This window comes from Cytobacillus sp. C11.1, assembly GCF_058145115.1.
On the sequence record NZ_CM176935.1, the window covers coordinates 1,639,133 to 1,665,755 of the forward strand.

Genomic DNA, 26,623 nt, shown 5'->3' on the forward strand with positions numbered 1-26,623 from the left:
AAACTGAAAACGGAACAGGCTAATTATTTCATTCCAACAAAAAAGGGTGGACCCCATCAGGGCCACCCTTTCGCTATTCTTATTTGCCAAACATAGAAGAGCTATGCATTGGCTGTACTTTTGCTTTTGGATCGATAAAGGATTTGGCATGGTTGACTGCAGTTGGTGCTTCACCAAAGCCGCAGGCAATTAGCTTTACTTTGCCATCGTATGTGCAGATGTCGCCTGCAGCATAGATGCCTTCAACGTTTGTTTCCATTCTGGAGTTAACAACGATTGAGTTCTTCTCGATGTCAAGTCCCCATTCCTTGATTGGTCCAAGAGAAGAAACGAAACCGTAATTGACGATTACTGCATCAACGTCGTACACTTCTTTTTCTTTGTCTGTTACGCCTTCAAGAACGACTTGTTTGATTCCTTCATCGTCACCGATTAGCTCTGCAGGTACGTAAGGTGTTTTGACTTCCACCTTGGAGTTTTGCAGGTTTTCCACACTGTGCTCATGCGCGCGGAATTTATCGCGGCGGTGAACAATGGTTACCTTTTCGGCAATTGGTTCAAGCATGAGTGCCCAGTCAACAGCAGAATCTCCGCCGCCGAATACAACCACTTTTTGGCCTGCGAATTTATTTAGGTCATCGATGAAATAATGAAGGTTTTTTCCTTCATATTGTGCTGCACTATCCAGTTCAAGGCGGCGTGGCTGGAATGCGCCATTACCAGCAGTGATGATGATTGTTTTGGAATAGTGGATTTCTTTATTGGTAGTCAGCTTAAAAGTTCCATCAGCCTGCTTTTCCAATTTTTCAACAGACTGTTCAAGAGATACAGTCGGCTCAAATTTAGCCATTTGTTCTTTCAGGTTATCGATTAATTCCTGAGCGCGGACTTTCGGGAAGCCAGCAACATCGTATATGTATTTTTCAGGATAAAGAGCAGATAATTGTCCCCCAAGCTGCGGCAAGCTTTCAATTATTTTAACTGAAGCTTGTCTCATACCCCCGTAGAAAGCAGTGAATAAACCAGTTGGCCCCCCGCCAATAATGGTTATGTCATACACTTTTTGATCTTCATTCATGCTATATCCCCCCAAGTATGTATTTCAATTCCACTCTATATTCTAACATAAATCAAAAAAAACCTCACTAATCGTGGTAAATATTATGAATAATAAAAACTCTCTAAAAAGGATACATAGAGGGATGAGAATCATAAACACGTATATTCTCTTAGAAAGTGTTAAAATTTTTAAGTTTTTCAACTATTTTTTTAGGCTTGAAAAACAATTGGAAGTAGAATAATATGTAAAGTAGGCATAATGTTAATATTTTGTGACAATTTCAAGGCATTTTTTTGAATTTGTTAGTGAATAAAATCACAAACTTTTTTATATTTTTTGAAATAAAAAATATAAAGCAGCGGAAGATAAGAAAAACATTAGAAAATACTTAATAAAGGTGGAAGTGATACACTTGAGAAAGCCAAAGATTCTTATCCTAGGTGCAGGCTACGGCGGATTGATGGTTGCAACCCGTTTGCAGAAATCTTTAGGAACAAATGAAGCAGAAATTGTATTAGTGAATAAAAATGACTACCATTACGAAACAACATGGCTACATGAGGCATCAGCCGGAACCCTTCATCACGATCGTGTACGCTACGATATTAAAGATGTTATTGACCGCAATAAGGTTGAATTTGTTCAGGGAACTGCACTTGAAATTAAAGCAGAAGAAAAGAAAGTCATTTTGGAGAACGGCGAAATTGACTATGATTATCTAGTAGTTTCCCTTGGCGCAGAACCAGAAACTTTCGGAATCAAAGGGCTTAAAGAACATGCATTTTCGATTGTTAATGTGAATGCAGCACGCCAAATCCGTGAGCATATTGAATATCAATTTGCTACTTATAATACAGAAGTAGAGAAAAAGGACGAGCGCCTGACGATCGTTGTCGGCGGAGCTGGCTTCACTGGAATAGAATTCCTTGGAGAATTGGCAAACCGTATTCCTGAGCTTTGCAAAGAGTACGATGTCGATTACCATAAGGTAAAATTAATCTGTGTAGAAGCAGCCCCAATGGTACTTCCTGGCTTTGATCCAGAGCTTGTCGATTATGCGGTGTCCCACTTGGAGAAAAAAGGCGTACAATTCATGATCGGCACTGCCATCAAGGAAGCTACACCTGAAGGCATCATCGTTGGAAAAGGCGAAGATGAGGTTGAAGAAATCAAAGCCGAAACAGTCGTTTGGGCAGCAGGTGTACGAGGAAACTCTATTATTGAGAACTCCGGCATTGAAGCAATGCGCGGCCGAGTAAAAGTTCAGCCTGATTTACGTGCTCCTGGCCATGATAACCTGTTTATCATCGGAGACTGCTCTTTAATAATCAATGAAGAAATTAACCGTCCATACCCTCCTACTGCACAAATTGCTATGCAGCAGGGTGAAGTGTGTGCAAGGAACTTAACTGCACTTATCCGCAACAAGGCTGAGTTAGAAACATTCACTCCTGATATTAAAGGTACTGTATGTTCACTTGGTGAAGACGATGCAATCGGTGTTGCATTCGGCAAAAAAATGGTTGGTTCCAAAGCTTCATTTATGAAGAAAATGATTGATAACCGTGCACTATACATGGTTGGCGGACCTTCCCTTGTATTGAAAAAAGGTAAATTCAACGTTCTTTAATAAAGGCTCTTTTCGTATAGATTGTTGTTTTTGCTTAAGAACTCTGCCCGTTGATTTCCGCTGCAGGCACTCGCTTTCCACGGGGCTACCGGGAGCCTCCTCGACGCTCTGCGTCTGTGGGGTCTCCCTTGGAACGCTACTCCCGTAGGAGTCTCGCGCCTTCCGCTCCAATCAACTCAGTGATTAAAATGGTTTGAAAGCAACAAGCTTTGCGAAAACAGCGTTAATAAAACAGCTCTTATATTATAGTGAAGGGATAGACCTAATGGGTCTGTCCCTTTTTGATGCCCAAATAAGGAGCTAACCGGATTAAGCTCGTGATACAATATTTTTAAAAGGGGGATGTCAGATGGGAGTGGAACATAAAAGGGGTAAAGTCTGGCTGGCTGTATCAGGACTGGTTATTTCTCCTGATGGCAAGTGGCTTGTTGTGAAAAAGAAGTACGGCGGTTTGAAAGGGAAATGGTCACTGCCTGCCGGGTTCGTGGAGCCAGGAGAAACAGCGGATGAAGCTGCAGTTCGGGAAATTGAGGAAGAAACAGGAGTTAAATGCACAGTGAATGGGATGATAGGCTTGCGAACAGGGGTCATAAAAGGCGAAGTCAGTGATAATATGATTCTTTTTATGTTGGATGCAGTGCCTGGTCAAACCTTAAAAGTGCAGGAGAGCGAGCTTTTTGATGTACAATATCGTGATCCGGGGGAGCTGGCAATCGATCCGGACTCTTCAGTTCTTCTAAAATACATATTAAATTCTTCGGATTCCTCTGTAAAACCCTTAATAGATGGAATTAACCCAGGGGATACATTTGGATATACAGCTTACAAAGTATTTTTATAATTTTCTGAAATTTAGAGATAAAGTGAGATTTCAGAAGCAAAACATGCTTGTATGCGTTTCCACCAATAGTTTTTCATGAAATTTGAAGCTTTTCATTTATTCGAATCCTTGGTATATTATCAGAAAATTCAGTTACAAAAACAAAGGAGATGAATGACATGGCAGCTAAGAATTATGAAAACAAAGAGTGTTTGTATTGCTCAGGTAAAGGATATTTCCAATTATTATTGGGAGGTTCAGAAACCTGCTCATGCTGCGGCGGCACAGGCAAGGAAAAAGACTAAGAATGAAACTTCGCGGGGAGCGAAGTTTTTTCTTTGTGAATACTATTATGGCGGAGGAAGGGCTATGACTAAAGGTTAGAACTGCCCGCTAAAATTGGGGCTTTCAGGTGCATGCGCTTTTCTTATTGACTCCCTAACCCACATTAAGTACACTAAATATTGATGTGCTAAGGGAGGAAACAAGTCTATGCAAATGACGATCTTCGTTTTGCCTATCTCCATGCTCCTGTTTTTTGTGCTGTTTTTTGGGATAGGTTTTATATTGAATATGCTGTTGAGAATGTCCTGGATTATGGCCATTATTTATCCAATCATTGCGGTCTTGATTATTGATAAGGTCCGTTTTATTGAATATTTTCAAAATACAGGTGAAGCCTTCTCCAGTCTCGGTGTTGAGTTATCAAGTCTTGCTCTGGCGGATATTCTAATTTTAAGCAGCGGAATGGCAGGGGCCATTGTTGCCGGAATTACAATAAGGCTGCTCCGTAAAAATGGTTATCGTATGTTTTAAAAATACCATTAATATACTAAATCTCTGCTAAAAGCAGGGGTTTTTTTATTTTTTTTGAATAGTGTGTTCAAATTCGGATGAGCCCTTGGCATTATTGGCTCCATGCTGTCTGTAAATGCTTTCTGGAAGCCTTGCGCTCTTTAAAGTTATGAATATTTCTCTGAAAGATGGGAAATGAATAACTTTGGGAGGAGTGTTTTAGATGAACAGATTAAAAAAATGGACAAAACGATCCATCATGTCAGCTTTATTTTTAGGGGCATTGTTAACGACTTTTCACTCGATATCCGGAGTAGAAGCTAGATCGATCGTTAACTTTTATCAAAGTGAAGCTGAGCAAACGAGCAAGGATGAACAATCAGGTTTTGATCATACATTTAAGTCGGTTGGAGTGGCATTTAAATTCTTAAAGCGTGTAGCCAGTCTGGATCCAAAGATTTCAGCCAGCGAAGCGGTTGCAAGCCAACCCCCAACTTTGGAGGAATCCATTGACTGGTCGCAATATCAGACAAAGCAAGTCATTGCTACGGGTTATACGGCATTTTATGAATCAACAGGAAAAAATCCTGATCACCCTTCATTTGGCATTACATACTCAGGAGTTAAAGTAAAACGAGATTTATATTCTACTGTTGCAGCAGATTTAAATGTTTTTCCGATTGGGACAATCCTGTTTATCCCTGACTATGGCTATGGCGTTGTGGCCGATAAAGGCGGCGCGATTAAAGGAAACAAACTTGACCTTTATTATGAAACGGTTGAAGATGTTTATAATAATTGGGGAAAAAAGACGCTTGATGTCTTTATCATTGAAATGGGCGATGGCACTCTGACGGAAGAAGATTTAAGAATACTGAATGAAAATGAGTCGATGCAGGTTTTTAGGCAGCGATATATTCAATCCGAGCAAAAATAAATAGCAAGGAGGCAAATCCAAATTATAACGGATTTGCCTTTTTAGTTTTAAGCTCTGTTAAATTTGCCTGTTGATTTCCGCTGCAGGCACTCCCTTTCCGCGGGCGGTCCGGGAGCCTCCTCGTCGCTTTGCTCCTGTGGGGTCTCCCTTTGAGCCGCACTCCCGCAGGAGTCTCGTGCCTTCCGCTCCAATCAACAGGGTTCTGAAAAACAACAATAAGCTTTAACAGAGCCTAATTTTATAAAGAGGAGAATGCCTCTGGATGAATTTTCTTAGCTAAACTTACCGCTCCTTCAATCAACCGTGGCGATGGCCTGCAATAAAGTTCTTCTTCAAGGACAAGAATCTTATTCTGCTTTACGGCCTCTAACTCGCTCCAGCCGGGACGTTTCAACACTATTTCCGGATTTACCTTTTCCCTTCTGACACCTACCCATGCGAGGCAAATATAATCCGGCTGCCTTTTCAGCACATCATCCCAATCGGTTTGGACACTTGCAAGCTCAACTTCCTTAAATAGGTTCTTAGCTCCAGCAATCTCACTGATCTCTGTGAGCCAATTGACTTTGCCGGGTGTAAAAACAGGCTTCGGCCACCATTCCCAATATAAGCTGGGTTTTTCCCTTATCGCTGCTGAGATTTTCTTGAGCTCTTCTATTTTTGCCCGAAAGTCTTTAGCTGCAGAAATGCCTACTTCAGGCTTACCGATTTTTTCGGCAGCAGTGATTAAATCTTGCTCAATATCCTCCAGGCTTTGCGGGTTTAAAACTATGTGGGGGATGTGCCTTTTCTTCAATTCCTCCACATTCTTTTCCATACCCGGTACGCTTAAAGAGGCAAGCACCAGGTCAGGCTTCAATTCTTCAACCATATCCATATTGATGGACAAGTCGGGCCCCAGCCGCGGAAGCCCGCTAATTTGATCAGGCCAATCTGAGTAATCATCCACACCGGCCAGCATATGGGTAAAACCTAAATATTCCATTAACTCCGTATTGCTCGGACATAAAGAAAGGATTTTCATTTCCAATCACACCTATCAGGATAATAAATAATGAAGTCCTAAAGTTAATAGGATGCCTGTTAAGCCGCCAAATAAAACTTCAACTGGCTTATGGCCAAGCAGCTCCTTCAATTCTTTTTGCTTTTCCTTTTCCTCTTTCTTTTGCCACATCTTTGCTTCTTCAACAAATTTATTGAAATCCGCGACAAGCTGGTTTAAAACGATTGCCTGTTCCCCTGCCTGGCGGCGTACGCCGGTAGCATCAAACATGGTGATGATGGCAAAAACGGCAGAAACGGCAAATACAGCGGAGTCCATCCCGGTTTCAAGTGCAACACCAGTGGAAAGGGCTGTAACAGCCGCAGAATGGGAGCTTGGCATCCCTCCAGTACTTGTCAGCAGTGACCAATCAACTTTCCTGGAAGCGATAAATTGAATAGGCACTTTTACAAATTGGGCAAAGAAGATGGCTGCGAGAGCAGACCATAGAGGGAAGTTCGTGAATAATTCCATTTGAGACCACCTTTAAGTTGTATGTTACTTTACTGGAACTGTCATCGTTTTTTTTAGCATGTTTTCTTATAGATTGTTGTTTTTAGGAATTTGCCCGTTGATTTCGGCTCCAGGCACTCGCTTTCCACGGGGCTACCGGGAGCCTCCTCGACGCTCTGCGTCTCCGGGGTCTCCCTTGGTATGCTACTCCCGTAGGACGTTGAATAAGCTTCCTCGAATGGCACCGCACGAAGAAAATACGATAGGATTTTCGAGGATCTCGTGCCCTCCGCTCCAATCAACTCAGCGGTTAAACTTAGTTAGCCTTCTCAAAGCAGCAAACTTTAAGAAAACAGCCTTTTTTAAAATGCAGTTCAACAGATTGGCTGAAATTTCTTAAAACTTATATCTAATATTCTCTAATAGTTTTCCTCTTCCTGCAAGCAGTTCTCTTATAAGCTTTGTGAAGAGTTATTCTTTTTTTGAAAATGGGCCGTTGCAGTTAAAGAAAGCAAGAGGATTAATTCAAACGCATTAACAGCTGCAGCACTTTCGATAGGGAGCTTTATGGGGCTTCCAATGATCATGATTAGAGATCCGGCAAAAAACCAAAACCATTTTTGTATGCGCCAAATCAAAATTGAGGATGCCAGCAGAACAAGAGAAACGATCAGGACCATGATAGGCGGTCCGCTTTGAGCTTCTGCACTGCTATAACTCAAAACATTGTATTCCCATTGCCGCTCGAGTTTAAGGCCAAACACCTCTGTAATAAGCTCAAGCATAATTAATCCTGCAGTCAGGAGAAATGCTATAATTTTCAGCCAGCTTTTACTCGCCCACTCAATGTCTGCCTGTTTTAAGGTACTCCAGGAATAAAGAACAAGCAAAGGCGTGAAAAAGGCATGAATCCAAAAACGGGCATAATTCAAGAATTCAAGTGCGATTCCCTCTCCGATAAAACGGCCGGCTGCCAGAATTCCATTATCATAAATCAGACCGGCTATAACGGGCAGCAAGAAGGCAGCACTCGCAGACCCACTGTTTTTTACCAAAACGAGCGCCCAGAGGAAAAGCAATATATAAGCGATAGCGAATCCGGCAAATAAAATCGTGTCCATATCGTACTCCTTTCTTTCTCTATTCTTCTTTACCCATTTATGCCGGAATATACTTAATAAAAGGTGCTGAAGCTGTTGATGTGCGAATAATCTTTCCTTTTGCTAAAATGGGCAGTAACAGCAAGGCAGGGGCTTGTAAAATGAAGTGGGAGAGGATGCTCTTGGTAGATTACCCGATTGAATATTATGAGTTCTTCATCAGCTTTAATGAAGGTGACTATTATACGTGCCACGACCTTCTGGAGGAAATGTGGATGACGGACAAGGGCAACCTCTTTTTTAAAGGGCTTCTTCAGATGAGTGTAAGCATTTATCACTACGAGTATGGCAATGTAAAAGGAGCAAGGCTTATGATGCAGGCAGCCCATGATTACTTGCAGTCGTACCGGCCGAAGCATTGGGGGCTCGACTTGGAGAATGTATATAAGTTCATTGAGGAATGTCTCTCTATTTTTCCGAAGCAGATCGATCGGGTGCCATTTAAAGAGGTCGGAAATCTTCCAAAGCTCCCTCAACTCGTATTGTATCTGGAAGATTAGGCAGGAAGGATAGTGTTATAAAATTAGATAGTCGAAATAATTCTGTGTTTTCGATATAATAAGATGAAGTTATGAGTGAAGCTATTATGGGGGTGCTAAAATGTTTTCAGTAAAAAAGGAATTCAATTTTTCAGCTGAACACGAATGCCTGATTGTCGGTGTGTTTGATAAACCAAACAAGTTTGAAGGTGCTCTTGCCAGTGCAGACGAGCAGTTTGACGGCCAGCTGACAGAGCTTGTGAAAAGCGGAGATATTTCTGCAAAGAGAAAAGCTGTTGCAAAAATACATACATTTGGAAAAATTGGGGCCAAGCGCTTAATTGCAGTGGGTCTTGGGAAGGAAAAAGATTTTAGCTTTGAGCTTCTGCGCGAAGCATTGGGCAGAGCTTTTAAAGAGGTGAAATCGTCCAAGCTTCAGGATGCAGCAGTATACCTTGATACTTTTACAAGCGAAAAAGTAGATGCGCTGGACACAGCCCACGCAGTCAGTGAAGCATTTGCTCTTGCTACATACAAATTTGAAGATTACAAACAGAAATCGAATGAACCGGAAAAAGAAATTGAAAGCGTTGTGGTGTATAGTGATGCAGCGGATGAAGAAGATGTTAAGGCATCCCTAACGGTTGGATATGCATACGGAAAGGGAACGAACTCAGCCCGTACACTGGTAAATTTGCCAGGGAATATGCTGACAGCTACAGATATGGCAAATTACGCTTCAGAGCTTGCATGGAGATATGGATTCGAAGTTGAAATCCTTGATAAAGAAGACATGCTTAAGCTTGGCATGGGTGCCCTCTTGGCCGTTAACCAGGGGTCAGCAGAGCCTCCTAAAATGATTGTCCTTAAATATCAGGGCAAGGAAGAATGGAAAGACGTAATTGGTTTGGTCGGTAAAGGGATTACCTTTGATACAGGCGGTTATTCCATTAAGCCGAAGGACGGCATTGTCGGCATGAAAAGCGATATGGGCGGGGCAGCAGCCGTGCTTGGCGCAATGGAAGTGATCGGAGAGCTAAAGCCTGAGCAAAACGTGGTCGCTGTCATTCCTTCCACTGATAATATGATCAGTGGAACAGCCTTCAAGCCCGATGATGTTATCACATCCATGAGCGGCAAGACTATCGAAGTCCTTAATACGGATGCGGAAGGCCGTCTGGCTCTAGCGGATGCGGTAACGTACGCAAAGCATCATGGAGCAAACTACCTGGTTGATGTAGCAACACTGACAGGCGGTGTGATCGTCGCGCTTGGCGAGGAGACAACAGGAGCTTTAGCCAATAATGAAGAATGGTTTGAGCAGGTCCTTGAAGCATCCTATGAAGCAGGCGAACCAATCTGGCGCTTGCCGCTTTTTGAAAAAGACAAGGAAAGAATCAGAAACAGCAAAGTTGCCGATTTGAACAACTCACCTGGCCGCGCCGGGCATGCTATTATGGGCGGAGGATTCGTAGGCGAATTTGCCGAAGACACTCCGTGGGTGCACCTTGATATAGCAGGAACAGCGACAACGACGAAAAACTATGACCTTGGTCCATCAGGCGCAACAGGAGTAATGGTCCGCACACTGGCCCTGCTGGTGGAAAGATTTGAAACTAAATAATATTTTCTTAGAACTCCGGAGAAATCCGGAGTTTTTTATTGGGGAAAATTTGCAGGTAAAGCCTTTTTTTCGGATAAAAAGGGAATATCGAGGATATATTGATTTTTTCACTGATAAATGAAAAACTTCGTTAGAAAGTTCAAAAAAACAGATTTTGTATTCCATTTCCATGAAAATTCAGCTTAAATGCGTCTCTGGCCAAAATTTAATATTAAGAAAGCAGGCAAAAAAGGCCTCTTGCCGGCCGATAGGAACCAAATAGCCAAAACTAGCAAAATACCGGCCGCAGCCGTACATTTACCGGCCAAAACTAGCAAAATTCCGGCCAAACTGCATGCTTTACCGGCCGATCGATAGGTATCAGCCTTAGTACCTGGCAAAGGCCGGCTGCTCCTCTACTTTTCGCAAATCTTCCAGCGTCAAACCCTATTTCCACCTCTGGTCTAAACTCCCAATACCAATCTACTAAAAACAGATTGACACCCAAAGAGAAGGTATGATAATTTAATACTTGTGTTTTAATACTCTACCAATTTAGCAGAGTAAAGTAAAAATAAAAAGGTAGCAAACAGAAAGAGGGTTACATCATGAATGCAGTTGTACTTGCAGTTCTAATCATGCTTGTTCTCAGCCTTTTGCGTGTGAATGTGGTTCTTGCCCTTGTGGCGGGTGCACTAGCAGGCGGGCTGGCAGGCGGTTTAAGCATAGATAAAACAATTGAAATCTTTTCAAACGGACTGGGAGGAAGTGCTGAAGTTGCTTTAAGCTACGCCTTATTAGGTGGCTTTGCCATTGCAATCTCGGCAACAGGCCTGCCAAATCTGATGGTTGAATGGGTTCTCGCAAAAGTCGGCAAGGATGGTGAATCCAGAGGGAAAACTTTATCGAAAGCACTGATCGTATTTTCTATCTTAATGATGGCGATTTTTTCCCAAAACCTGATTCCAATCCATATTGCGTTTATTCCGATTTTAATTCCGCCTTTATTGAAGGTCATGAATGAGTTGAAAATTGACCGCCGATTAATTGCTTCTGTATTGACATTCGGTTTAACGGCACCTTATATTCTATTGCCGGTGGGCTTCGGCCATATTTCCAAGGGATCCTAGCAGAAAATATGGAAAGCAGCGGTTTGGCGGTAAACATGTCCGACATTCCAAAAGCGATGCTGATTCCGACTGCAGGTCTTGTTGTTGGTTTGCTCATTGCGATTTTTGTTTCTTACCGCAAGAAAAGAGACTATCAAACAACAGAAATCGTTGAGATGGAAAAAGGCGAGTACTCAAAAGCGGGCATTATCTTGTCCCTAGTTGCGATTGTTGCAGCATTGGTTGTTCAGCTGCAGCTTGATTCCATGATTTTTGGTGCTTTGGCCGGTATTTTAGTGATTTATATCAGTGGGGCTGTTAAGTGGCGCGAAGCTGATCAGCTTTTAACAGAAGGTATGAAGATGATGGCCTTTATTGGATTTGTTATGCTGGCAGCTTTCGGATTTGCTGATGTTTTAAAAGAAACGGGAGATGTGGAAAGGCTTGTTGAGCAGGCAGCAGGAGTCATTGGTAACAATAAATCGCTTGCAGCATTGCTTATGCTACTTGTTGGTTTGCTTGTGACAATGGGAATCGGTTCCTCATTTTCAACGATTCCAATTATTGCAACCATTTTCGTTCCGCTTGCACTTGAGGTTGGCTTCAGCCCAATGGCGACAATCGCATTAGTTGGAACTGCCGCAGCGCTCGGAGATGCTGGATCCCCGGCATCAGACAGTACTTTAGGGCCGACAGCAGGCTTAAACGCTGACGGGCAGCACAACCATATTTGGGACACTTGTGTGCCAACATTCGTGCACTATAACATCCCGCTGATCCTCTTTGGATGGCTGGCAGCGGTTATTCTTTAATAAAAGACTGTGTATGTAAAGTTTGTTGCTTTGTGAAGGCAATTATAATTTAACCAACTGAGTTGATTGTAGCGGAGGGCACTTGACTCCAGCGGGAAGTGAGGGAAGTGCGAGACCCCACAGGCGAAGCCGAGGAGGCTCGCAACCCTCCCCGCGGAAAGCAAGTGCCCGCAGCGGAAATCAACGGGCAGAATTCATAAACAAAAACAACAATCTATACGAAAAGAGCCTTAATAAAAGGCTATGTGGCACCCTGCTGATTTGGGGGGAAGGTACGAGATCCTCAAAAATCAACAGGCAGCAGAGCATAGTAAAAGCAGCTTCTCTTTTTTAGGGAGGCTGCTTTTCTATATACTTTTAACCACCTTAAAAGTAGGTTACCATAAAGAAAAAACGAACCGAGGTGGCGGCAGTGTATTTTGGGAAAGTAAGAAAACAGGTTTCCGGCAGGGTACCGCCCAACCAGAACGTTACGACGTCCTTTCCTGTTTTGCATTATGGAAATGTCCCCTATTACAGCGATATGCAGGAATGGTCTCTAAAAATTTCTGGGGAAGTGGAAAAGGAGGTTGCGTTATCTTATGACGAGGTGATGAATCTCCCGCAGACTGAGTATAAAAATGACATCCACTGTGTCACGGGCTGGTCAAAACTTGATAATGTGTGGAAGGGAATTTCGGCTGTAGAGCTGGCCAGGATTGCAGGTGTAAAAGAGACTGCAAAATTTGTCATCCTCCATGCAGAGGAAGGATGGACAACTAACCTTCCAATTGATGATTTTCTAAGAGAGACCAGTATGCTGGCGCATACGCATAATGGTGAAATATTAACACCTGAGCACGGATTTCCGTTGCGTGCAGTGATTCCCCATCTTTATTTTTGGAAAAGCGCCAAGTGGGTGAGAGGCATTGAATTTTCAGAATCTGATAAGCCGGGATTCTGGGAGAAAAACGGTTACCATAATTATGGGGATCCCTTTAAAGAAGAACGCTTCAGCTGGGATTAAATCCATCATAAGCATTGGCAGAGTTTTTCATTATATTCACTTGAAAACACTTATAAAAAAAGTTTATAATAAGATAACTACTTATTATTGCTTACGCAAAAGCAATTTCACTTAAAAAAGCAGGCGGTATAATATGTTCCAAGAAGAAAGATTGATAGCGATACTGAATTATCTGGAAAACAATAAGCGGATATCGGCAGAACAAATTTGTACATTGTTTAATGTATCTAGAGACACGGCAAGGCGCGATCTGGTTAGGCTTGAAGAGGAACAGAAGATTATCCGGACAAGAGGGGGAGCAATTCTGCCAACTCCCCGCCATGAAGTAAAGGATTATGCCAATCGGCTAAAGATGGTTTCTTCCGAGAAAAAAAGAATCGGGCAAAGTGCAGCATCCCTTATCCAAGACGGTGAAAGAATTATTTTGGATACCTCCACGACCGTTCAGGCATGTGCCGAAAATATGGGAGAAATTTCTTGTACGGTTATAACTAATTCAATTAACCAGGCGGAAATACTTTCATCAAATCCCAATGCGGATATCCTGCTGCTTGGCGGCATGCTGCAAAAAGAGCACCGCTTTTTATACGGCTCTTCTGTTATTGAAAAGCTTTCACAGTATCAAGTGGATAAAGCATTCATTGGAGTAGTCGGCCTTTCGGAAAGCGGCCTAACTCTTGCTCATGAGGAAGATGGTATGGTTAAAAGAAAAATGATCAGCCAGGCGGACCAGGTAATCGTCCTTGCTGACCATACCAAAATCGGTGTAACCGAGTTTTTTCGGTTTGCCGAGTTAACTGATGTTGATCTTCTTATAACGGATAAAATGCCTAAAAAAGCTTTTATCGACATATTGGAGAGGTTTAATGTGGAATTGCTGATAGCAGAGGGCTAATCAAATAGGCGCTGGCGTAACCCGCTTGGGGCGTGACGGTCTGTGCTCTCTAACTGAAGTATTCCCTTAACCATAAAAGCGTTACTAGCTGGAAAGCAGCTGTAACGCTTTTTTATTAGCAGGATCTGTTTACCTTGCCCGTTGATTTCCGCTGCAGGTGTTCGCTTTTCACGGGCAGTTCAAGAGCCTCTTGCCCCTTCCGCTCCTATCCGCAAAGATCTTTAACACAGCTTATTAGAAGGAGACTGCCGTCCACTAAAACCCAAAGAGCATAGAAAAGATATTTTTCTTTTTAAGCCTTTTCTTTGGTTTTTCCTGATCAAAAACCAAAAGAGTATCAGCCGGAATTTTACGGCTGTTTCCAGCTTGTTTGGCTTCAAGTGCTTCAATCCGTTTATTCAAGCGTTCTATCTCTTTCTGAAATTCTTCTATTTCCCGGCGGTGCTGAAGCAGCTGATAAGAGACAACGTCATCTGCTTTTCCGTTCAGTCTCTGCTCAAGTTCGCTTATTTTTAACAAAACCTTTTCCATGGCTGGGTTCGTTTGTTCGTTTTGGACAGTTCCTTTTCTGGCCTTTTTGCCCCTTACGGTTACATCCTGCAAAATCAATCCCTGATTTAGCTGATCCTGAACCTGCTTCAGCAGATCAATATCTTCATTCGTAAATAAATAATGCCCCAATTCATTCCGTTCCGTCCGGAGTTCCAGTTGTTTGACCCATCGCTGCACAGTGCTTGGTGAAACCCCTAATAATTTGGCTACAGCACTCGTATTCATCCTGATCCCCTCCCGTTTTCCAAACCCAATTCTCTATTGAAAACAAGAAGTCCTTCCCGGGTGACAAAACAAGTTTTCTTTCGCCAAAGATAGTGTTAATTTTACATTTTTTTGAATTCCTCGTTGTGCTCTGAGGAATTCATCTTGAAAAATCTATCGGTAATCCAGCCAACAGTGCTTCCTATCATGGCGCTTCCAATGATGTCAGAAGGGTAATGATGGCCAGCCCAAATACGTGAAAACCCAGTAAGAACTGAAAGCCAGCACAAAACATTGCCTATAAATCGGTTTCCGTTTTGGATGACAACAGAAGCAGCAAATGCCATTACTGTATGCTTGCTTGGAAAAGTGGAATCCCTTTTTGATGGAATCAATATCCCTACCTTTCTTTTTACAAAGGGCCGCGGTTTAAAATAGATAAGCTTGATGAATCTGTTCAGGACTAGTGCGAACAGAGAAGCCAGCACAGCCTTTTTTGCTGTCCTTCTTGCTGGCCCTTTTGCCAGCCACATACCTGCCAGTGCAAATAAAAACACATACCTTGCCTTATTCGAAATGAGAATCATCAGAGATCCAGGGGGGCAAAACGGCCGGATATCCGGGTTATTGCGTTGAAAAACTTTTCATCCATTTTACAATCTCCTTTTGCCTTAATACCCTTAATATTTGCCACTTTGCCCTTATTAACTCAAAACCTGATATGGGAATTTGCTGAAGCAAGCTGTTCGCAGACTAATGATTGTTTCATGGATATATTGCCAGCATAGCGGGAGCCTCCTTAAACAAAACCTCTGTAGTCTGCACTCCCTCAGGACATTAAATAAGCATCGCACGAAGGAAAGGCGAATCCCGCGCTTTACGCTTTAAATCAATAAATACACCCATACGCTTTACCACAGCCTAAAACAAAGTAAAAACCATGCAGCAATAGCATGGTTCTTAACAATACTTAATTTTTAAAAAAGTCTTTGAAAACAAGGGAAGCGAAGCCCATATACGCACTGATGGTATGTCCGCTTTTATCAAAATGGGTGTAATTCCAGAAAAACATTGAGGTACCTCCTTTAAAATTGAACTCCCCCGCTTTGGCAGGGGAAGAGATTTACTTTATCTGTTCAGAACGGACCGAGAGCCATTCGTTCATATAGCCAGGAACCTTTCCATCCGATGTAAGGTTGGCATGTCCGCCCTCCAGCAGGTGAAATTGTTTATCCTTGCTTGACACCAGGTTCATGACGGGAAGAAGCTGTTCTTTCGGTACAAGGCGGTCATAGCTTGAAGCAACTGCAAGGAGATTTGCGTTAATATTGCCAAGAGATGCTTTTTTTCCATCGATGACGAGGCTGCCTTTGACAAGCTTGTTTTCTTTTCCGAGATCATGCAGTATTTGCTTTAAAGCTGCACCGGCAAACGGAATATGGCCATTTGTCCAGTGGTTGAACCGCTTCCACCTTTTGGCGTATTCTTCATTGTCGGCACGGCTCAGAAGGGTTAAATAAGGGGAATAATAGACAGGCGAGGTAACCAGCCGCATTCCCGTTTTAATGGCCGGGGCAGGAATTAGGCCCCATGCATCCAAGATGGAATCCAGGTCAGCGTCTGTTTCCCGCAATTCCTCTGCCCACTGGTCGAACACCGGGACCAGGCTAAAATCAATCGGCGCAACAGATAGGATCAAATTTTTAACAGGCTCTTCTGCAATGGCAGCATAAATGGCTGCAAAAGTCCCGCCCAGGCAAAAGCCCATAACCGTTATTTCCTCTGCTCTGGAATGGTATAGAGCTCTCCTGACACCCTTCTGGATGTATTGGACAATATAGTCATCCATCGTAATGTCTTTATCCTCATAGCCTGGAATGCCGAAATCGAGCAAGTAAACATCATAGCCGCTGTTGGTCAAGGCTTCGATTAAACTATTCTGCGGCCCCAAATCAAGAATAAAAGCTTGATTTACCAAGGAATAAACAAGGAAGACTGGCACCCTGTATTTCTTTTCAGCGGGTGCATAATGCCAGAGAACAGCCTTGTTTTTCTTCCAAGCAGCCGTGCGGGGAGTGAACCCTGTTTCCGGTTCAGGCTGCTTGATGGTTTTGAAAAACCCTTGCAATTTTTTATATAAAGGAGTTTCTGCCATCTTATTGATCCGCGCTTTCACTGCTGCTGGAAGATTCTAATTTTGATTGTGGGCCGCCAAGCGATTTTATTAATTCCTCCATCGATTGAGCCAAAGACATCACTCTTTCATCGATCAGATCCATTTTTTCTTCCGCCTGAACCGTCAATTTAGCGGCATTTGCCACATCTGTTTTTGTAGGGAAATTTAGAGGGATAGAGAGAGTTTCAATGGCTTGCTGCAGCTTTTTCATAGCGGCGGCCGTGACCTCAGAGCGGGTGAGCATATTGTTTAACACATCTTCTTTATTGATGGAGCTCTGGATCGATTCATTCAGCTCTTTCTCCACCTTCATCCCTACCTTTTTTATAGCGTTCAATAGGGCGTCTGTATGGTTTATGGTCATATTCATTCTCCTTTCTATAAGATGCGGTTCAAAAAGTCTAATCCTCCTTTTTGAACGGTAATCATAAATAAAAAACTAAAGTGATACAGTCATACCGCCGTCGACGACTAAAACCTGGCCTGTAACGTAATCAGAGGCTTTTGAGGATAGGAAGACAGCAGCTCCTTTTAAGTCATCATCATTGCCGAATCTTCCAGCAGGAACGTTTTTGAGGATGACTGAGCTTGATTTTTCCAATGCCTTTGTCATTTTGGTTGGAAAAAAGCCTGGAGCAATGGCATTTACCTGGATACCTAAAGGGGCCAGTTTTACAGCTAAATCCTTTGTGAGGGAGATAACTGCTCCTTTGCTGGTGCTATAGGCGACTGCGTCCAGAAAAGCCGAATTTGCCCCCCTCATGCCGTTAACAGAAGAAATATTGATGATTTTTCCGCTGCCCTGTTTCGTCATCACCTTTGCGGCTGCCTGTGAAAATAAAAACAGACCTTTTAAATTTACATTCATGACTTTGTCCCATTTATCAGCAGGCAGTTCCAGTACGGGAGCAATCCATGACGTGCCGCTATTATTGATCAGGATATCAATGCTTCCGAATTTTTCTAAAGTTTTATTGATTACTTTTTGGATGTCTTCTTCGCTCGTAATGTCACACTCCATGGCAAGCGATTCGATTCCTTTTGCAGTTAAGCTGCTGCTGACGCGCTCGCATGCTTCGAGATTGCGTGAACACACTACAACGTTCGCTCCTGCGTCTCCAAGTGCATTCGCCATTTGCTCGCCAAGTCCGCGTCCGCCGCCTGTTACGATTGCCGTTTTATTATCCAAATGAAATAACTCATTCAGTTCCATCGTCATCCCTCCCTTTAGCAAAATTGTGTTTGCCATTCTTTTAGCAGATTTATTTTAAAATAGACTTCGATATAGTATAGACAAGCAAACCGCCAGTGGTGCCAAAATTGGTATTTTCGCCTTGTCCCAAAATGTATAAGGGAGAAGGAAAGAGAAAAGGATGAATAATAAACTGAGGGGAGGCCGAAACATGGACAGGGAACAAATCGAGGAGATCTTTAATGAATCCGGCTCTCAAGTGCTTAACAGCGGACTGGCTTTTAAAGTGTGGCTGAAAGGGGAATGGGATACGGATAATAGGGAGGATATAGAGGAATTTCTGAGTGCTTATTCCTTTGTTGGCGAAAGAGAGCTTTATGCAGATGAACTTCTCTATCACTACCGCATATTTAAATATATCTCGGATAAAAATGAGCTTTCTTTTTTCTCGTGGTAAACAAAAACAAACACAGATCAGAGACCTGTGTTTGTTTTAGATATTATTATTAACTAGCCATTTTCTGCTGCTTGCTAGCTGCTTTGTAGTGGTTTTCAAAGAATTCGTTTGTATCTTTTACAACTACTTTGCTAAGCAGGATTAATGCAATTAAGTTTGGAATCATCATTAATGCGTTTGCCATGTCAGCGAAAGCCCAAACGGTTGTCAAGCTTGCAACTGCTCCAATTCCAGTAGCAAAAATGTATACTCCGCGGTATGCCATAATGCCTTTAGTTCCAACAAGGTATTCAAAGCATTTTTCACCGTAAACATACCAGCCCACGATTGTAGAGAAACCGAAGAAGATAACGGAGAATGCTACAATATACTCCCCGACTGTGCCAAGGGCGTGTGTGAATGCTGCACTCGTTAATGCGCCGCCGTCAAGATTGGCTTCGTGCTGAACGCCTGATAGCAAGCCGCCTGTTGTATCCCAGAATCCTGTAATGATTAGAACTAATCCAGTCATTGTACAAACAACGATTGTAACAATAAAAGTACCTGTCATGGCTACTAGCGCCTGTTTAACAGGGTGGTCTGTTTTTGCGTTACCAGCAATAAGGGCAGCTGTACCAAGACCTGCTTCGTTAGAGAAAATACCTCTCGATACACCGTTTTTAATTGCTTCAGATACAACAACACCGACAAATCCGCCAGTTGCTGCAACCGGATTGAAGGCATAATAGAAGATTGTTTCAAAACCAGGGATGATCTGGTCGTAGTTAACGGCAAGGATAATCAAAGCCCCGCCAATATAAAGAACTGCCATGATTGGTACAAAGAATCCGGCAACTGTACTGATGCGCTGAATTCCGCCAAAAATAATTAACGCTGCAAGTACTGCTAAAACAATCCCTGTTACCCAGTTATTAATGCCAAAAGATGTATCCATTACAGCTGCGATTGTGTTTGATTGAACACTGTTCCCGATTCCAAGTGCTGCAAATGCGCCAAATATGGCAAATGCAACTGCCAGCCACTTGAATTTTTTGCCCAGGCCGCGCTCTACATAATACATAGGCCCGCTGGAATACTCGCCATTTGCATTTTTAACACGATATTTCATAGCCAATAGCGCTTCGGCATATTTGGTTGCCATTCCAAGCAAACCAACGACCCACATCCAAAAGATGGCACCAGGACCCCCTAGCGTGATCGCCGTTGCCACACCGGCAATATTACCGTTACCGATTGTAGCAGCCAGAGCCGTCATAAGGGCTTTGAAGTTACTCACATCTCCCTCATCATTAGAGGAAGCTTGCCCTTCCTTTGTAAATCCTAATTTAAATGCATACAGCAGTCTTCTGAACTGAAGACCTTTCAGCATGACTGTTAATAGAACACCAGTACCAAAAAGCAAAATCAAACTTGGTGTACCCCAAAGCACCCCATTAATTTTATTAAGCGTTTCAAGCATAAAATCGTCGCCTCCCAGATGTTAACGCTTTCAATTTTAATAACCTAAACTAATAAACTATGATAACTTTGTGAACATGTCCTATTGTAAAATTATCTGAATATAACTTCAACCCATTTTCACAAATTAAAACTATTGGGAATTTTATAAAAAAAGTACCAGGTACCACCCGAATTTTGTCGAATCGCCATTATAGCTTTGGTAGAGAGTTGGGGGTGGAATGAGGTATAATATTATAGGTTGGAAATGGTGTTATTGGAATTTCAATAGGATATTAATTATGAGAGTATATATTAGTGGTTTAAAGGGGTTTTAGGATTGGGTGAAGATAAATTGGAAAAAGATCCGTTTAAGAGGACGTTTGGCAATCTCGAGGAACTGGTTGATAAGATTCGGGATGTTTTGGAATGTCCAGTGACAATAGAGGATGTCAATCATCGCCTGATTGCCTACAGTACGCATGACGACCAGACGGATACGGCAAGAATTGCAACGATTATCAGCAGAAAGGTGCCGGAAAAGGTCATTAACCGTCTATGGAAGGAACGGGTGATTCCCCAGCTCATGCAAAGCGGTGAACCTTTGAGAATTCCGGAAATAACGGAAATCGGCCTCGGCAATCGGGTAGCAATCTCCATCCGTAATCATAATGAAGTACTGGGCTATATTTGGGCAGTGGAGGAAGAAGCGCCTTTAACAGCAAGCAAGCTGAACCTTCTAAAACTGGCTGCCCAGTCTGCAAGGACCGAACTGTTAAAACTAAACTCGCAAAAAAAGAAAAGAGTGGAAGGGTACCAGGACTTTTTCTGGGAGCTGTTAACCGGCCATTTTCAAAGCCATAATGAAATTTTGGGCCGATTCGAGGATCTTAATATCAAACCGCCAGCCCCCTTTGCCGTTCTCGTCTTTCAGTTTAAGGAAGAAATCACGTCAAAAATTGAACAAAATATTATCTATCTGATTACTACTAGCCAGAAAATTAATATTACCTTTTATGCAGCGATGGGGAATGAGTTTATTATCCTTGCAGCACCGCCTGAACCTTCTTTATCTGAAAAACCATTCATTGAGTTCATCCAGTTCTTCATCGATCAAATGAAAACCAGGTTTACCATTGACCACATTAGCGGGGCCACCGGAACCATCTACGACCGCTATGAAAAAGTGGAAAAGAGCTACCAGGAGGCATTAAAGGTTCTTAGGCTTAAAGATCAATTTACGGAAGAAACCCAGGAGGTATATAGCTATCAGCAGCTTGGCATATTCCGGTACCTTGATTCGATTCTGGAGAAAAAGCGGGCAGAACCTTATGAGCACCCTGCAATCGAAAAGCTTGTAAAATACGATGCTGAGCATCGAACCAATCTATTAGCTACTCTGGAAGCTTTTATCGACCATGACAGCAATGTAAACGAAACAGCAAAGAAACTTCACGTCCATATGAACACACTTAACTATCGGCTGAAGAGAATCACAGAGATAGGGGAAGTCGATTTAAAAAATACCAATACAAAGCTCTCCTTGTATCTTGAGCTGAAAATAAGGCGTTTGGAAAAAAAGAGCCCTCATTTGTAGATTTCCACAAATGAAGGCTCTTTCATTTTACCGAATTAACAATGACAGCGCTTTTATAAAATTATTATACTGAGTATAGTAAATTTCATACTTGATAGATTGAAAGGGGATTTTTCCATGATTATTGGAGTACCTAAAGAAATTAAAAACAACGAAAACCGTGTTGCTGCAACACCAGCAAGCGTTGATGCACTAGTTAAATCCGGACATAAAGTACTTGTTGAAATCGACGCAGGAATTGGAAGCGGTTTCACAAATGAAGACTATACAGAAGTTGGAGCTGTCATTGTTGATACAGCAGCAGAAGCTTGGGCTGCAGAAATGGTCATGAAGGTTAAAGAGCCACTTCCATCTGAGTATGGATATTTCCGTGAAGGTTTGGTTCTTTTCACATATCTTCACCTTGCAGCTGAACCTGAGCTAGCAAAAGCATTAACTGAAAGTGGTGTTACTGCTATTGCTTATGAAACAGTAGAAGTAAACCGCACACTGCCTCTTCTTACTCCAATGAGTGAAGTGGCAGGACGCATGGCTTCTCAAATCGGAGCTCAGTTCCTTCAAAAAACAAATGGCGGCATGGGAATTCTTTTAGCCGGTGTTCCTGGCGTATCACGCGGCAAAGTGACAATCGTTGGCGGCGGTGTAGTAGGTATCAACGCTGCGAAAATGGCAATCGGCCTTGGTGCACAGGTTACAATTATCGACTTAAGCCCAGAGCGTCTTCGCCAGCTTGATGATATCTTTGGAAACAGCATCCAAACGCTAATGTCTAACCCATTCAATATTGCACAAGCAGTTAAAGAGGCAGATCTAGTAATCGGTGCTGTTCTTATCCCAGGAGCTAAAGCACCTAAGCTTGTAACAGAAGAAATGATCAAAACAATGAAGCCTGGTTCTGTAGTTGTAGACGTGGCAATTGACCAAGGCGGTATTTTCGAAACGGTTGACCATATTACAACTCATGACAACCCAACTTATGAAAAGCACGGCGTTGTACACTATGCAGTTGCGAACATGCCTGGTGCCGTTCCAAGAACATCTACAATCGCTCTTACAAACGTTACAATTAACTACGCTCTGCAAATTGCGAATAAGGGCGTTGTAAAAGCAATTGAAGATAACGCTGCACTTAAGCTTGGCGTGAACGTTGTAAATGGCAGCATCACATACCCAGCGGTTGCAAAAGACCTTGGCTATGACTATGTATCTGCAGAAGAAGCATTTGCTAAAGTTAAAGCAGTAAACTAATATACCAAAAACCCCCTAGCGATGAGGCTCAGGGGGTTTTGCTTTTGGTACTGGCCGACTATTTTTCCACCAAAATATTCTTGTATAAAAACCACCCATAAAAAGACGTCATTCAGCGAATCTTTATAATAAGGTTGGTAAGCCTTAATTATTTCCTCCCTTTCCTGATTAATAGGAGAGGGCTTTTTTATGTGCGCTGGTATGATGAAATAGGTTTGAAATTTGAGCTTGGATAGCTGTCCTGCGCAAAGCGCCTGCCCCCTCGAAGCCTTTTGCTTTTCTTAATAGCCCACTCAAAATGAGGACATCTGCATATTAAATAGAGAAGGCAATGAAAATAAGGAGGTTACCCAATATGCATCACTATAGAAGCCCTTATCATCGCGGGGGCGACAGATTCTTTTTCGGAGGACCGTTTATAGGAGGTCTGCTTGGCGGTTTTTTGGGAGGCGGATTAGGGGCAGCATTATTTACTCCAAGGCCATTCTACGGCCCGCCGCGGCCATTCTATGGGCCCCCGGCACCGTTTTACGGTCCTTATGGCGGCGGATACCCGGGATACGGCCCTTATGGATACGGAGGAAATCCTTATTATCAATAAAAAGTTAAAGCTCTCTGGCTGGAGAGCTTTTTTATTTTCTGCAGAAATGAATCTTATCCTACATCCACCGAAGCTTAAGAGTCAAATCACAGCATTTCACATTACCTTCCTTCTCGGATTCGAAATGAAGGCTGAGGCCATCTGGCGTATAAGACACAGAAGGTACTTGAGAAATGCCTGTTGATTTTATCATCTTTTCAACTTCACTCATTTTTGATTGTTGGGCAGCTGACATCAGATCATACGAAAATTTTTTTGATTCCGCCATGTTTACCAGTAATGTGCTGGCATCCCTCATAATTACTTCCATTTTTTTTGCCGAGCTCATGAACATCTCGGGATCCACACCAGGAAATGTCCTATAAAAGTAAACAGGATGGTAAAAGCCTTGATAATTTACAGGATAATGCTTGAAGCCATGAGGTGGAGAATAGGGTCCTGGCCTTGGGTATCGAAAATAATAATAGGGGTGCATCCGGTTCTGCCCCTTTCTTCATGTATATTCACTGAACGCATTTCCAATATATGAAAAAAGGGCTCTTCCTATGAAAGTCATTTCTGAAATGTTAGGAAACCAAAATTCACTTTTTGTCCTCCGTCATAGAAAAAAGGCTTTCGCATATGGTTGCTTTAGAAGGGCAAATTTTGAAAGGATTGATATAATAATTAAAGGGGTAAAGGAAGGGAATGAAGAATATATAAATGCGTGTTAGTGAAATTGGGAAACACAATTAAAACAGGATAGGAGGCCCCATATGGAATTGGAATTGATTTTGGAAGTCATTGAAAATAACGGGTATTTGGGGCTGTTTCTATGGCTGTGGGTAGGCGTTTTTATTTTTCCTGTTCCCAATGAATTGATTGTTATGACTGTCGGTCTTTCTTCCTCTTTAAAATCGCTTCATCCTGTACTCGCGTTTATCGTGATTTATTTCGGAATACTGGCAGCCCTTACCACTTGCTATACAATCGGCCGTTTTATCGGCAGGCCGCTTCTGAAATATTTTCAGAGAAGCAAAAGGTTTTCCAGAGTGATTGACTCCTCATTAAAGCTAATGGAAAAGTATCATGCCTTTTCTCTCTCCTTCAGTTATTTTGTTCCGGGCATCCGAAATTTCCTTCCCTTTTTGTATGGCTTCAGTAAATTGCCTTTTAAAAAATTCGCTCTGTTTGCATACAGCGGCGCGCTGTTATGGCTTTCCCTAACTTTTACACTGGGATACGTATTTGGGGATCATATTAATACAATAATCAAATATGAAAAGGAACTATTGCTTGGACTGGCGGCTGTAGCTGTGCTTACGATTGCGGTCCGTCTTATTCGAAGAAAGCGCGGGAAAGAACATGAAAAGCTTCATGACCAGGGTTTGGGATTATAGATTAAAAAGGCAGCTGAGCAGCTGCCTTTTGTTTATTAAAAAAGCCGCCTAATACTGATTTCGATGCTCAACAAGGTCGATGGCGCCAAGCACAATATGGGCGAGCCCAAAACCAACGATGGTGTTTGATACTGTTTTATTTGTTCTGCGGCGCTGATTCATTGCATAGCCTGCAGCAGTAACGGCAGTGCCGAGTACAGCCGGAATTAATCCTTCGCGAACACGATTCATGGCGGTCACCTCTTTTATCGTGATTGTCCAACAGGACATACCTATTTTGTTCTTATATAATGAATTATAGTATGACAACATTTTACATAAGAAAGGGGATAGGGGAATGGATTTGAAAGATACATTAATCGAAACGCTTGGAATGGAAATACTGTCTCTTGAGAAAGGCCGTGTGGTGGCTACTATGCCTGTTGACGGCCGGACCCGCCAGCCGTTTGGATTGCTGCATGGCGGGGCTTCCGTCGCTCTCGCTGAAACCGTAGCAAGCATTGGTGCTTACGAGCTTTGTGACAAGGAAACAGAATCAGTAGCCGGCCTTGAAATCAATGCCAACCATATCCGTGCTAAAAAGGACGGAATCGTGACAGCGGTCGCAACAGTCTTGCATCAGGGCCGTACAACTATGGTATGGGATATTAAAATTACGGATGAAGACGATAAACTGATCTGTACCTCAAGATGTACAATGGCAGTTATTAAAAGAAAATAAGGGATTAAAAAAAGCTTGTTTCTGTGGAAACGGGCTTTTTTTGTGGAGAAGAGATGTCGGGCTGCCTCAACAGGCAAGTTTATCAGCCCCTTTTTTAAGCAAGATAAAAACCCGCGGAAGTGCATAACTCCCGCGGGTTTATGATCTATTGATCCTTACTGGCTGACTTTTTCATATGCGGTGCATTTTTCAAATCATCCTGTACGCTTTTATCCCAGAGCTTGACGCCAGAATTATAAGCAGCACGGGCGATTAAATGACCGGCGACAGGAGAAGTCATGAAGATGAACACAATACCGAGCAGCACTCGGGAATTGAAAAAGCCATCTTTTACATAAAAGAAGAGCAGCGTTCCAAGCAGAATGGACATCACACCCAAAGTAGCTGATTTTGATGCCGCATGGTTTCTCGTGTAGATATCCGGAAGTCTAATGACGCCATATGCTGCTACAAGACTTAAAAAGGCCCCGATTATGATTAGCACAATGATGGTAATATTAGCGATCTCGTTCATTTTCTATAATAACCCCCTTCTCCAAATATTTAGAGAAGGCTACAGTCCCGATGAAAGCGAGAATTCCAATAAGAAGGATGACCTCCACAAACGCATTTGTATTCAGGGCGATTGAAATAAGAGCGACAATCGCCACGAGATTAATTCCGATTGCGTCAAGCGCTACCACTCGGTCGGGAGTTGTAGGCCCTTTAATGACTCTGTAAATCAATCCTATGGTGGCAGCCGATATGATTAGAATGGCAATTAACACAACAGTATTCAGCATTATCGGCTCACCTCCATAATCGCTTTTTCAAACGTGTTTTTAATTGAATCAATGGTTTCCTTTGCATCATCGATATCGATCGCATGAATGTATAGGATTTTGTTATCAGGTGAAACGTCTACAACCAGTGTCCCGGGAGTCAGTGTGATCAGGTTGGAAAGCACCATGATTTCCCAATCCTCTTTCAGCACAGTAGGATAGGCAAAAATTCCTGGGCGCATATCAAGCTTTGGCTTTAACAATACTTTAAGCACGCCAATGTTAGCAAGGATAAGCTCCTTAATAAAAATAAACAATAGATTGATCACTGCCACAACTCTTAAAAGATAAAAACGGGAATCGAAAAATCTTCTGAAAGTAAAGATGATGAGCAGGCCAAAAAGGTATCCTTTAAGGAACGCAACCGGTTCATATGATCCTGTTAAAAACATCCACATAAATCCAAGGAACACATTTAATAATATTTGAAATGCCAT

Annotated in this window: 30 protein-coding genes and 1 pseudogene; 16 read left to right on the forward strand and 15 right to left on the reverse strand. The window is 42.5% G+C overall.

What is annotated here, in order from left to right:
* Positions 1 to 79: 79 nt before the first annotated feature.
* Positions 80 to 1,078 carry an NAD(P)/FAD-dependent oxidoreductase gene (locus AC3ZVC_RS08085; RefSeq protein WP_490067834.1) on the reverse strand — a complete coding sequence of 333 codons (999 nt, stop codon included), beginning with the start codon at positions 1,076 to 1,078 and terminating at the stop codon, positions 80 to 82.
* Between the two features lie 394 nt (positions 1,079 to 1,472).
* Between AC3ZVC_RS08085 and AC3ZVC_RS08090 the strand changes: the two genes are divergently transcribed.
* The 5 genes from AC3ZVC_RS08090 (at position 1,473) to AC3ZVC_RS08110 (ending at position 5,242) form a co-directional block, all read left to right on the forward strand.
* Positions 1,473 to 2,690 carry an NAD(P)/FAD-dependent oxidoreductase gene (locus tag AC3ZVC_RS08090; RefSeq protein ID WP_490067835.1) on the forward strand — a complete coding sequence of 406 codons (1,218 nt, stop codon included), beginning with the start codon at positions 1,473 to 1,475 and terminating at the stop codon, positions 2,688 to 2,690.
* Positions 2,691 to 3,039: 349 nt separating this feature from the next.
* Positions 3,040 to 3,531 (forward strand): NUDIX domain-containing protein, encoded by a 492-nt coding sequence (locus tag AC3ZVC_RS08095; protein WP_490067836.1) that lies wholly within the window; start codon positions 3,040 to 3,042, stop codon positions 3,529 to 3,531.
* Between the two features lie 158 nt (positions 3,532 to 3,689).
* Positions 3,690 to 3,815, forward strand: coding sequence for a YuiA family protein (locus AC3ZVC_RS08100; RefSeq protein WP_490067837.1), 126 nt, complete (start codon positions 3,690 to 3,692; stop codon positions 3,813 to 3,815).
* 187 nt (positions 3,816 to 4,002) lie between these two features.
* Complete coding sequence (locus tag AC3ZVC_RS08105) at positions 4,003 to 4,326, forward strand: YuiB family protein (RefSeq protein WP_490067838.1); 324 nt, start codon at positions 4,003 to 4,005, stop codon at positions 4,324 to 4,326.
* Between the two features lie 202 nt (positions 4,327 to 4,528).
* The gene (locus tag AC3ZVC_RS08110; RefSeq protein ID WP_490067839.1) at positions 4,529 to 5,242 is read left to right on the forward strand and encodes a 3D domain-containing protein; all 714 of its coding nucleotides are present in this window, start codon (positions 4,529 to 4,531) and stop codon (positions 5,240 to 5,242) included.
* Positions 5,243 to 5,480: 238 nt separating this feature from the next.
* On the opposite strand, the gene AC3ZVC_RS08115 is transcribed toward AC3ZVC_RS08110, so the two are convergent.
* From AC3ZVC_RS08115 to AC3ZVC_RS08125, 3 genes are all read right to left on the reverse strand, one after another.
* Complete coding sequence (locus AC3ZVC_RS08115; RefSeq protein WP_490067840.1) at positions 5,481 to 6,266, reverse strand: cobalamin-binding protein; 786 nt, start codon at positions 6,264 to 6,266, stop codon at positions 5,481 to 5,483.
* Positions 6,267 to 6,281: 15 nt separating this feature from the next.
* Positions 6,282 to 6,758 (reverse strand): divergent PAP2 family protein, encoded by a 477-nt coding sequence (locus AC3ZVC_RS08120; RefSeq protein WP_490067841.1) that lies wholly within the window; start codon positions 6,756 to 6,758, stop codon positions 6,282 to 6,284.
* Positions 6,759 to 7,189: 431 nt separating this feature from the next.
* A complete protein-coding gene (locus tag AC3ZVC_RS08125) occupies positions 7,190 to 7,858 on the reverse strand; it encodes a hypothetical protein (RefSeq protein ID WP_490067842.1) in 669 nt (222 codons plus the stop codon).
* Between the two features lie 161 nt (positions 7,859 to 8,019).
* On the opposite strand from AC3ZVC_RS08125, the gene AC3ZVC_RS08130 reads away from it, so the two are divergent.
* The 5 genes and pseudogenes from AC3ZVC_RS08130 to AC3ZVC_RS08150 all read left to right on the forward strand — a co-directional run bounded on the left by AC3ZVC_RS08130 (position 8,020) and on the right by AC3ZVC_RS08150 (position 13,801).
* Positions 8,020 to 8,397: a DUF309 domain-containing protein gene (locus AC3ZVC_RS08130; RefSeq protein WP_490068866.1), complete on the forward strand. Its 378-nt coding sequence runs from the start codon at positions 8,020 to 8,022 to the stop codon at positions 8,395 to 8,397.
* 100 nt (positions 8,398 to 8,497) lie between these two features.
* On the forward strand, positions 8,498 to 10,000 hold the full coding sequence (locus AC3ZVC_RS08135; RefSeq protein WP_490067843.1) for a leucyl aminopeptidase: 1,503 nt from the start codon (positions 8,498 to 8,500) through the stop codon (positions 9,998 to 10,000).
* 587 nt (positions 10,001 to 10,587) lie between these two features.
* Positions 10,588 to 11,900, forward strand: a pseudogene (locus tag AC3ZVC_RS08140) (Na+/H+ antiporter family protein).
* Positions 11,901 to 12,312: 412 nt separating this feature from the next.
* Entirely contained in the window at positions 12,313 to 12,906 is a 594-nt protein-coding gene (locus AC3ZVC_RS08145) for a sulfite oxidase-like oxidoreductase (protein WP_490067844.1), read from the forward strand.
* Positions 12,907 to 13,039: 133 nt separating this feature from the next.
* Positions 13,040 to 13,801, forward strand: a complete 762-nt coding sequence (locus tag AC3ZVC_RS08150; RefSeq protein WP_490067845.1) for a DeoR/GlpR family DNA-binding transcription regulator — start codon at positions 13,040 to 13,042, stop codon at positions 13,799 to 13,801.
* Positions 13,802 to 14,056: 255 nt separating this feature from the next.
* Here the strand turns inward: AC3ZVC_RS08150 and AC3ZVC_RS08155 are convergent, their stop codons facing one another.
* The 5 genes from AC3ZVC_RS08155 to AC3ZVC_RS08175 form a co-directional block, all read right to left on the reverse strand.
* Positions 14,057 to 14,578, reverse strand: coding sequence for a MerR family transcriptional regulator (locus tag AC3ZVC_RS08155; protein WP_490067846.1), 522 nt, complete (start codon positions 14,576 to 14,578; stop codon positions 14,057 to 14,059).
* Positions 14,579 to 14,679: 101 nt separating this feature from the next.
* On the reverse strand, positions 14,680 to 15,114 hold the full coding sequence (locus AC3ZVC_RS08160) for a phosphatase PAP2 family protein (protein ID WP_490067847.1): 435 nt from the start codon (positions 15,112 to 15,114) through the stop codon (positions 14,680 to 14,682).
* Positions 15,115 to 15,680: 566 nt separating this feature from the next.
* Entirely contained in the window at positions 15,681 to 16,712 is a 1,032-nt protein-coding gene (locus AC3ZVC_RS08165; protein ID WP_490067848.1) for an alpha/beta fold hydrolase, read from the reverse strand.
* 1 nt (position 16,713) lies between these two features.
* On the reverse strand, positions 16,714 to 17,097 hold the full coding sequence (locus tag AC3ZVC_RS08170; protein ID WP_490067849.1) for a hypothetical protein: 384 nt from the start codon (positions 17,095 to 17,097) through the stop codon (positions 16,714 to 16,716).
* A 75-nt stretch (positions 17,098 to 17,172) separates the two neighbouring features.
* A complete protein-coding gene (locus AC3ZVC_RS08175) occupies positions 17,173 to 17,946 on the reverse strand; it encodes an SDR family oxidoreductase (protein WP_490067850.1) in 774 nt (257 codons plus the stop codon).
* 190 nt (positions 17,947 to 18,136) lie between these two features.
* Between AC3ZVC_RS08175 and AC3ZVC_RS08180 the strand changes: the two genes are divergently transcribed.
* Positions 18,137 to 18,382 carry a hypothetical protein gene (locus AC3ZVC_RS08180; protein ID WP_490067851.1) on the forward strand — a complete coding sequence of 82 codons (246 nt, stop codon included), beginning with the start codon at positions 18,137 to 18,139 and terminating at the stop codon, positions 18,380 to 18,382.
* Positions 18,383 to 18,431: 49 nt separating this feature from the next.
* On the opposite strand, the gene AC3ZVC_RS08185 is transcribed toward AC3ZVC_RS08180, so the two are convergent.
* Positions 18,432 to 19,841: an alanine/glycine:cation symporter family protein gene (locus AC3ZVC_RS08185; RefSeq protein ID WP_490067852.1), complete on the reverse strand. Its 1,410-nt coding sequence runs from the start codon at positions 19,839 to 19,841 to the stop codon at positions 18,432 to 18,434.
* Between the two features lie 318 nt (positions 19,842 to 20,159).
* Between AC3ZVC_RS08185 and AC3ZVC_RS08190 the strand changes: the two genes are divergently transcribed.
* The 3 genes from AC3ZVC_RS08190 to AC3ZVC_RS08200 all read left to right on the forward strand — a co-directional run bounded on the left by AC3ZVC_RS08190 (position 20,160) and on the right by AC3ZVC_RS08200 (position 23,265).
* The gene (locus AC3ZVC_RS08190) at positions 20,160 to 21,416 is read left to right on the forward strand and encodes a PucR family transcriptional regulator (RefSeq protein WP_490067853.1); all 1,257 of its coding nucleotides are present in this window, start codon (positions 20,160 to 20,162) and stop codon (positions 21,414 to 21,416) included.
* Positions 21,417 to 21,533: 117 nt separating this feature from the next.
* Complete coding sequence (ald, locus tag AC3ZVC_RS08195; protein WP_490067854.1) at positions 21,534 to 22,664, forward strand: alanine dehydrogenase; 1,131 nt, start codon at positions 21,534 to 21,536, stop codon at positions 22,662 to 22,664.
* Positions 22,665 to 23,019: 355 nt separating this feature from the next.
* Positions 23,020 to 23,265 (forward strand): hypothetical protein, encoded by a 246-nt coding sequence (locus AC3ZVC_RS08200; RefSeq protein WP_490067855.1) that lies wholly within the window; start codon positions 23,020 to 23,022, stop codon positions 23,263 to 23,265.
* Positions 23,266 to 23,323: 58 nt separating this feature from the next.
* Here the strand turns inward: AC3ZVC_RS08200 and AC3ZVC_RS08205 are convergent, their stop codons facing one another.
* A complete protein-coding gene (locus AC3ZVC_RS08205; protein ID WP_490067856.1) occupies positions 23,324 to 23,593 on the reverse strand; it encodes a YuzC family spore coat inner layer protein in 270 nt (89 codons plus the stop codon).
* A gap of 427 nt (positions 23,594 to 24,020) precedes the next feature.
* Here AC3ZVC_RS08205 and AC3ZVC_RS08210 point away from each other — a divergent pair, with 427 nt between their 5' ends.
* Positions 24,021 to 24,644: a DedA family protein gene (locus AC3ZVC_RS08210; protein WP_490067857.1), complete on the forward strand. Its 624-nt coding sequence runs from the start codon at positions 24,021 to 24,023 to the stop codon at positions 24,642 to 24,644.
* A 48-nt stretch (positions 24,645 to 24,692) separates the two neighbouring features.
* Here AC3ZVC_RS08210 and AC3ZVC_RS08215 read toward each other — a convergent pair whose 3' ends face one another.
* Entirely contained in the window at positions 24,693 to 24,875 is a 183-nt protein-coding gene (locus tag AC3ZVC_RS08215; RefSeq protein ID WP_214724031.1) for an asparagine synthase, read from the reverse strand.
* Between the two features lie 106 nt (positions 24,876 to 24,981).
* Here AC3ZVC_RS08215 and AC3ZVC_RS08220 point away from each other — a divergent pair, with 106 nt between their 5' ends.
* The gene (locus AC3ZVC_RS08220) at positions 24,982 to 25,365 is read left to right on the forward strand and encodes a hotdog fold thioesterase (protein ID WP_490067858.1); all 384 of its coding nucleotides are present in this window, start codon (positions 24,982 to 24,984) and stop codon (positions 25,363 to 25,365) included.
* Between the two features lie 145 nt (positions 25,366 to 25,510).
* On the opposite strand, the gene mnhG is transcribed toward AC3ZVC_RS08220, so the two are convergent.
* The 3 genes from mnhG to AC3ZVC_RS08235 are packed head-to-tail and all read right to left on the reverse strand — an operon-like array spanning position 25,511 to position 26,623.
* Positions 25,511 to 25,879, reverse strand: a complete 369-nt coding sequence (gene mnhG / locus AC3ZVC_RS08225; RefSeq protein WP_490067859.1) for a monovalent cation/H(+) antiporter subunit G — start codon at positions 25,877 to 25,879, stop codon at positions 25,511 to 25,513.
* Positions 25,863 to 26,147: a Na(+)/H(+) antiporter subunit F1 gene (locus AC3ZVC_RS08230; RefSeq protein ID WP_110064770.1), complete on the reverse strand. Its 285-nt coding sequence runs from the start codon at positions 26,145 to 26,147 to the stop codon at positions 25,863 to 25,865. The genes mnhG and AC3ZVC_RS08230 overlap by 17 nt, the downstream gene beginning before the upstream one ends.
* Positions 26,147 to 26,623 carry a Na+/H+ antiporter subunit E gene (locus AC3ZVC_RS08235; protein ID WP_110064771.1) on the reverse strand — a complete coding sequence of 159 codons (477 nt, stop codon included), beginning with the start codon at positions 26,621 to 26,623 and terminating at the stop codon, positions 26,147 to 26,149. Before AC3ZVC_RS08235 ends, AC3ZVC_RS08230 begins: the two co-directional genes overlap by 1 nt.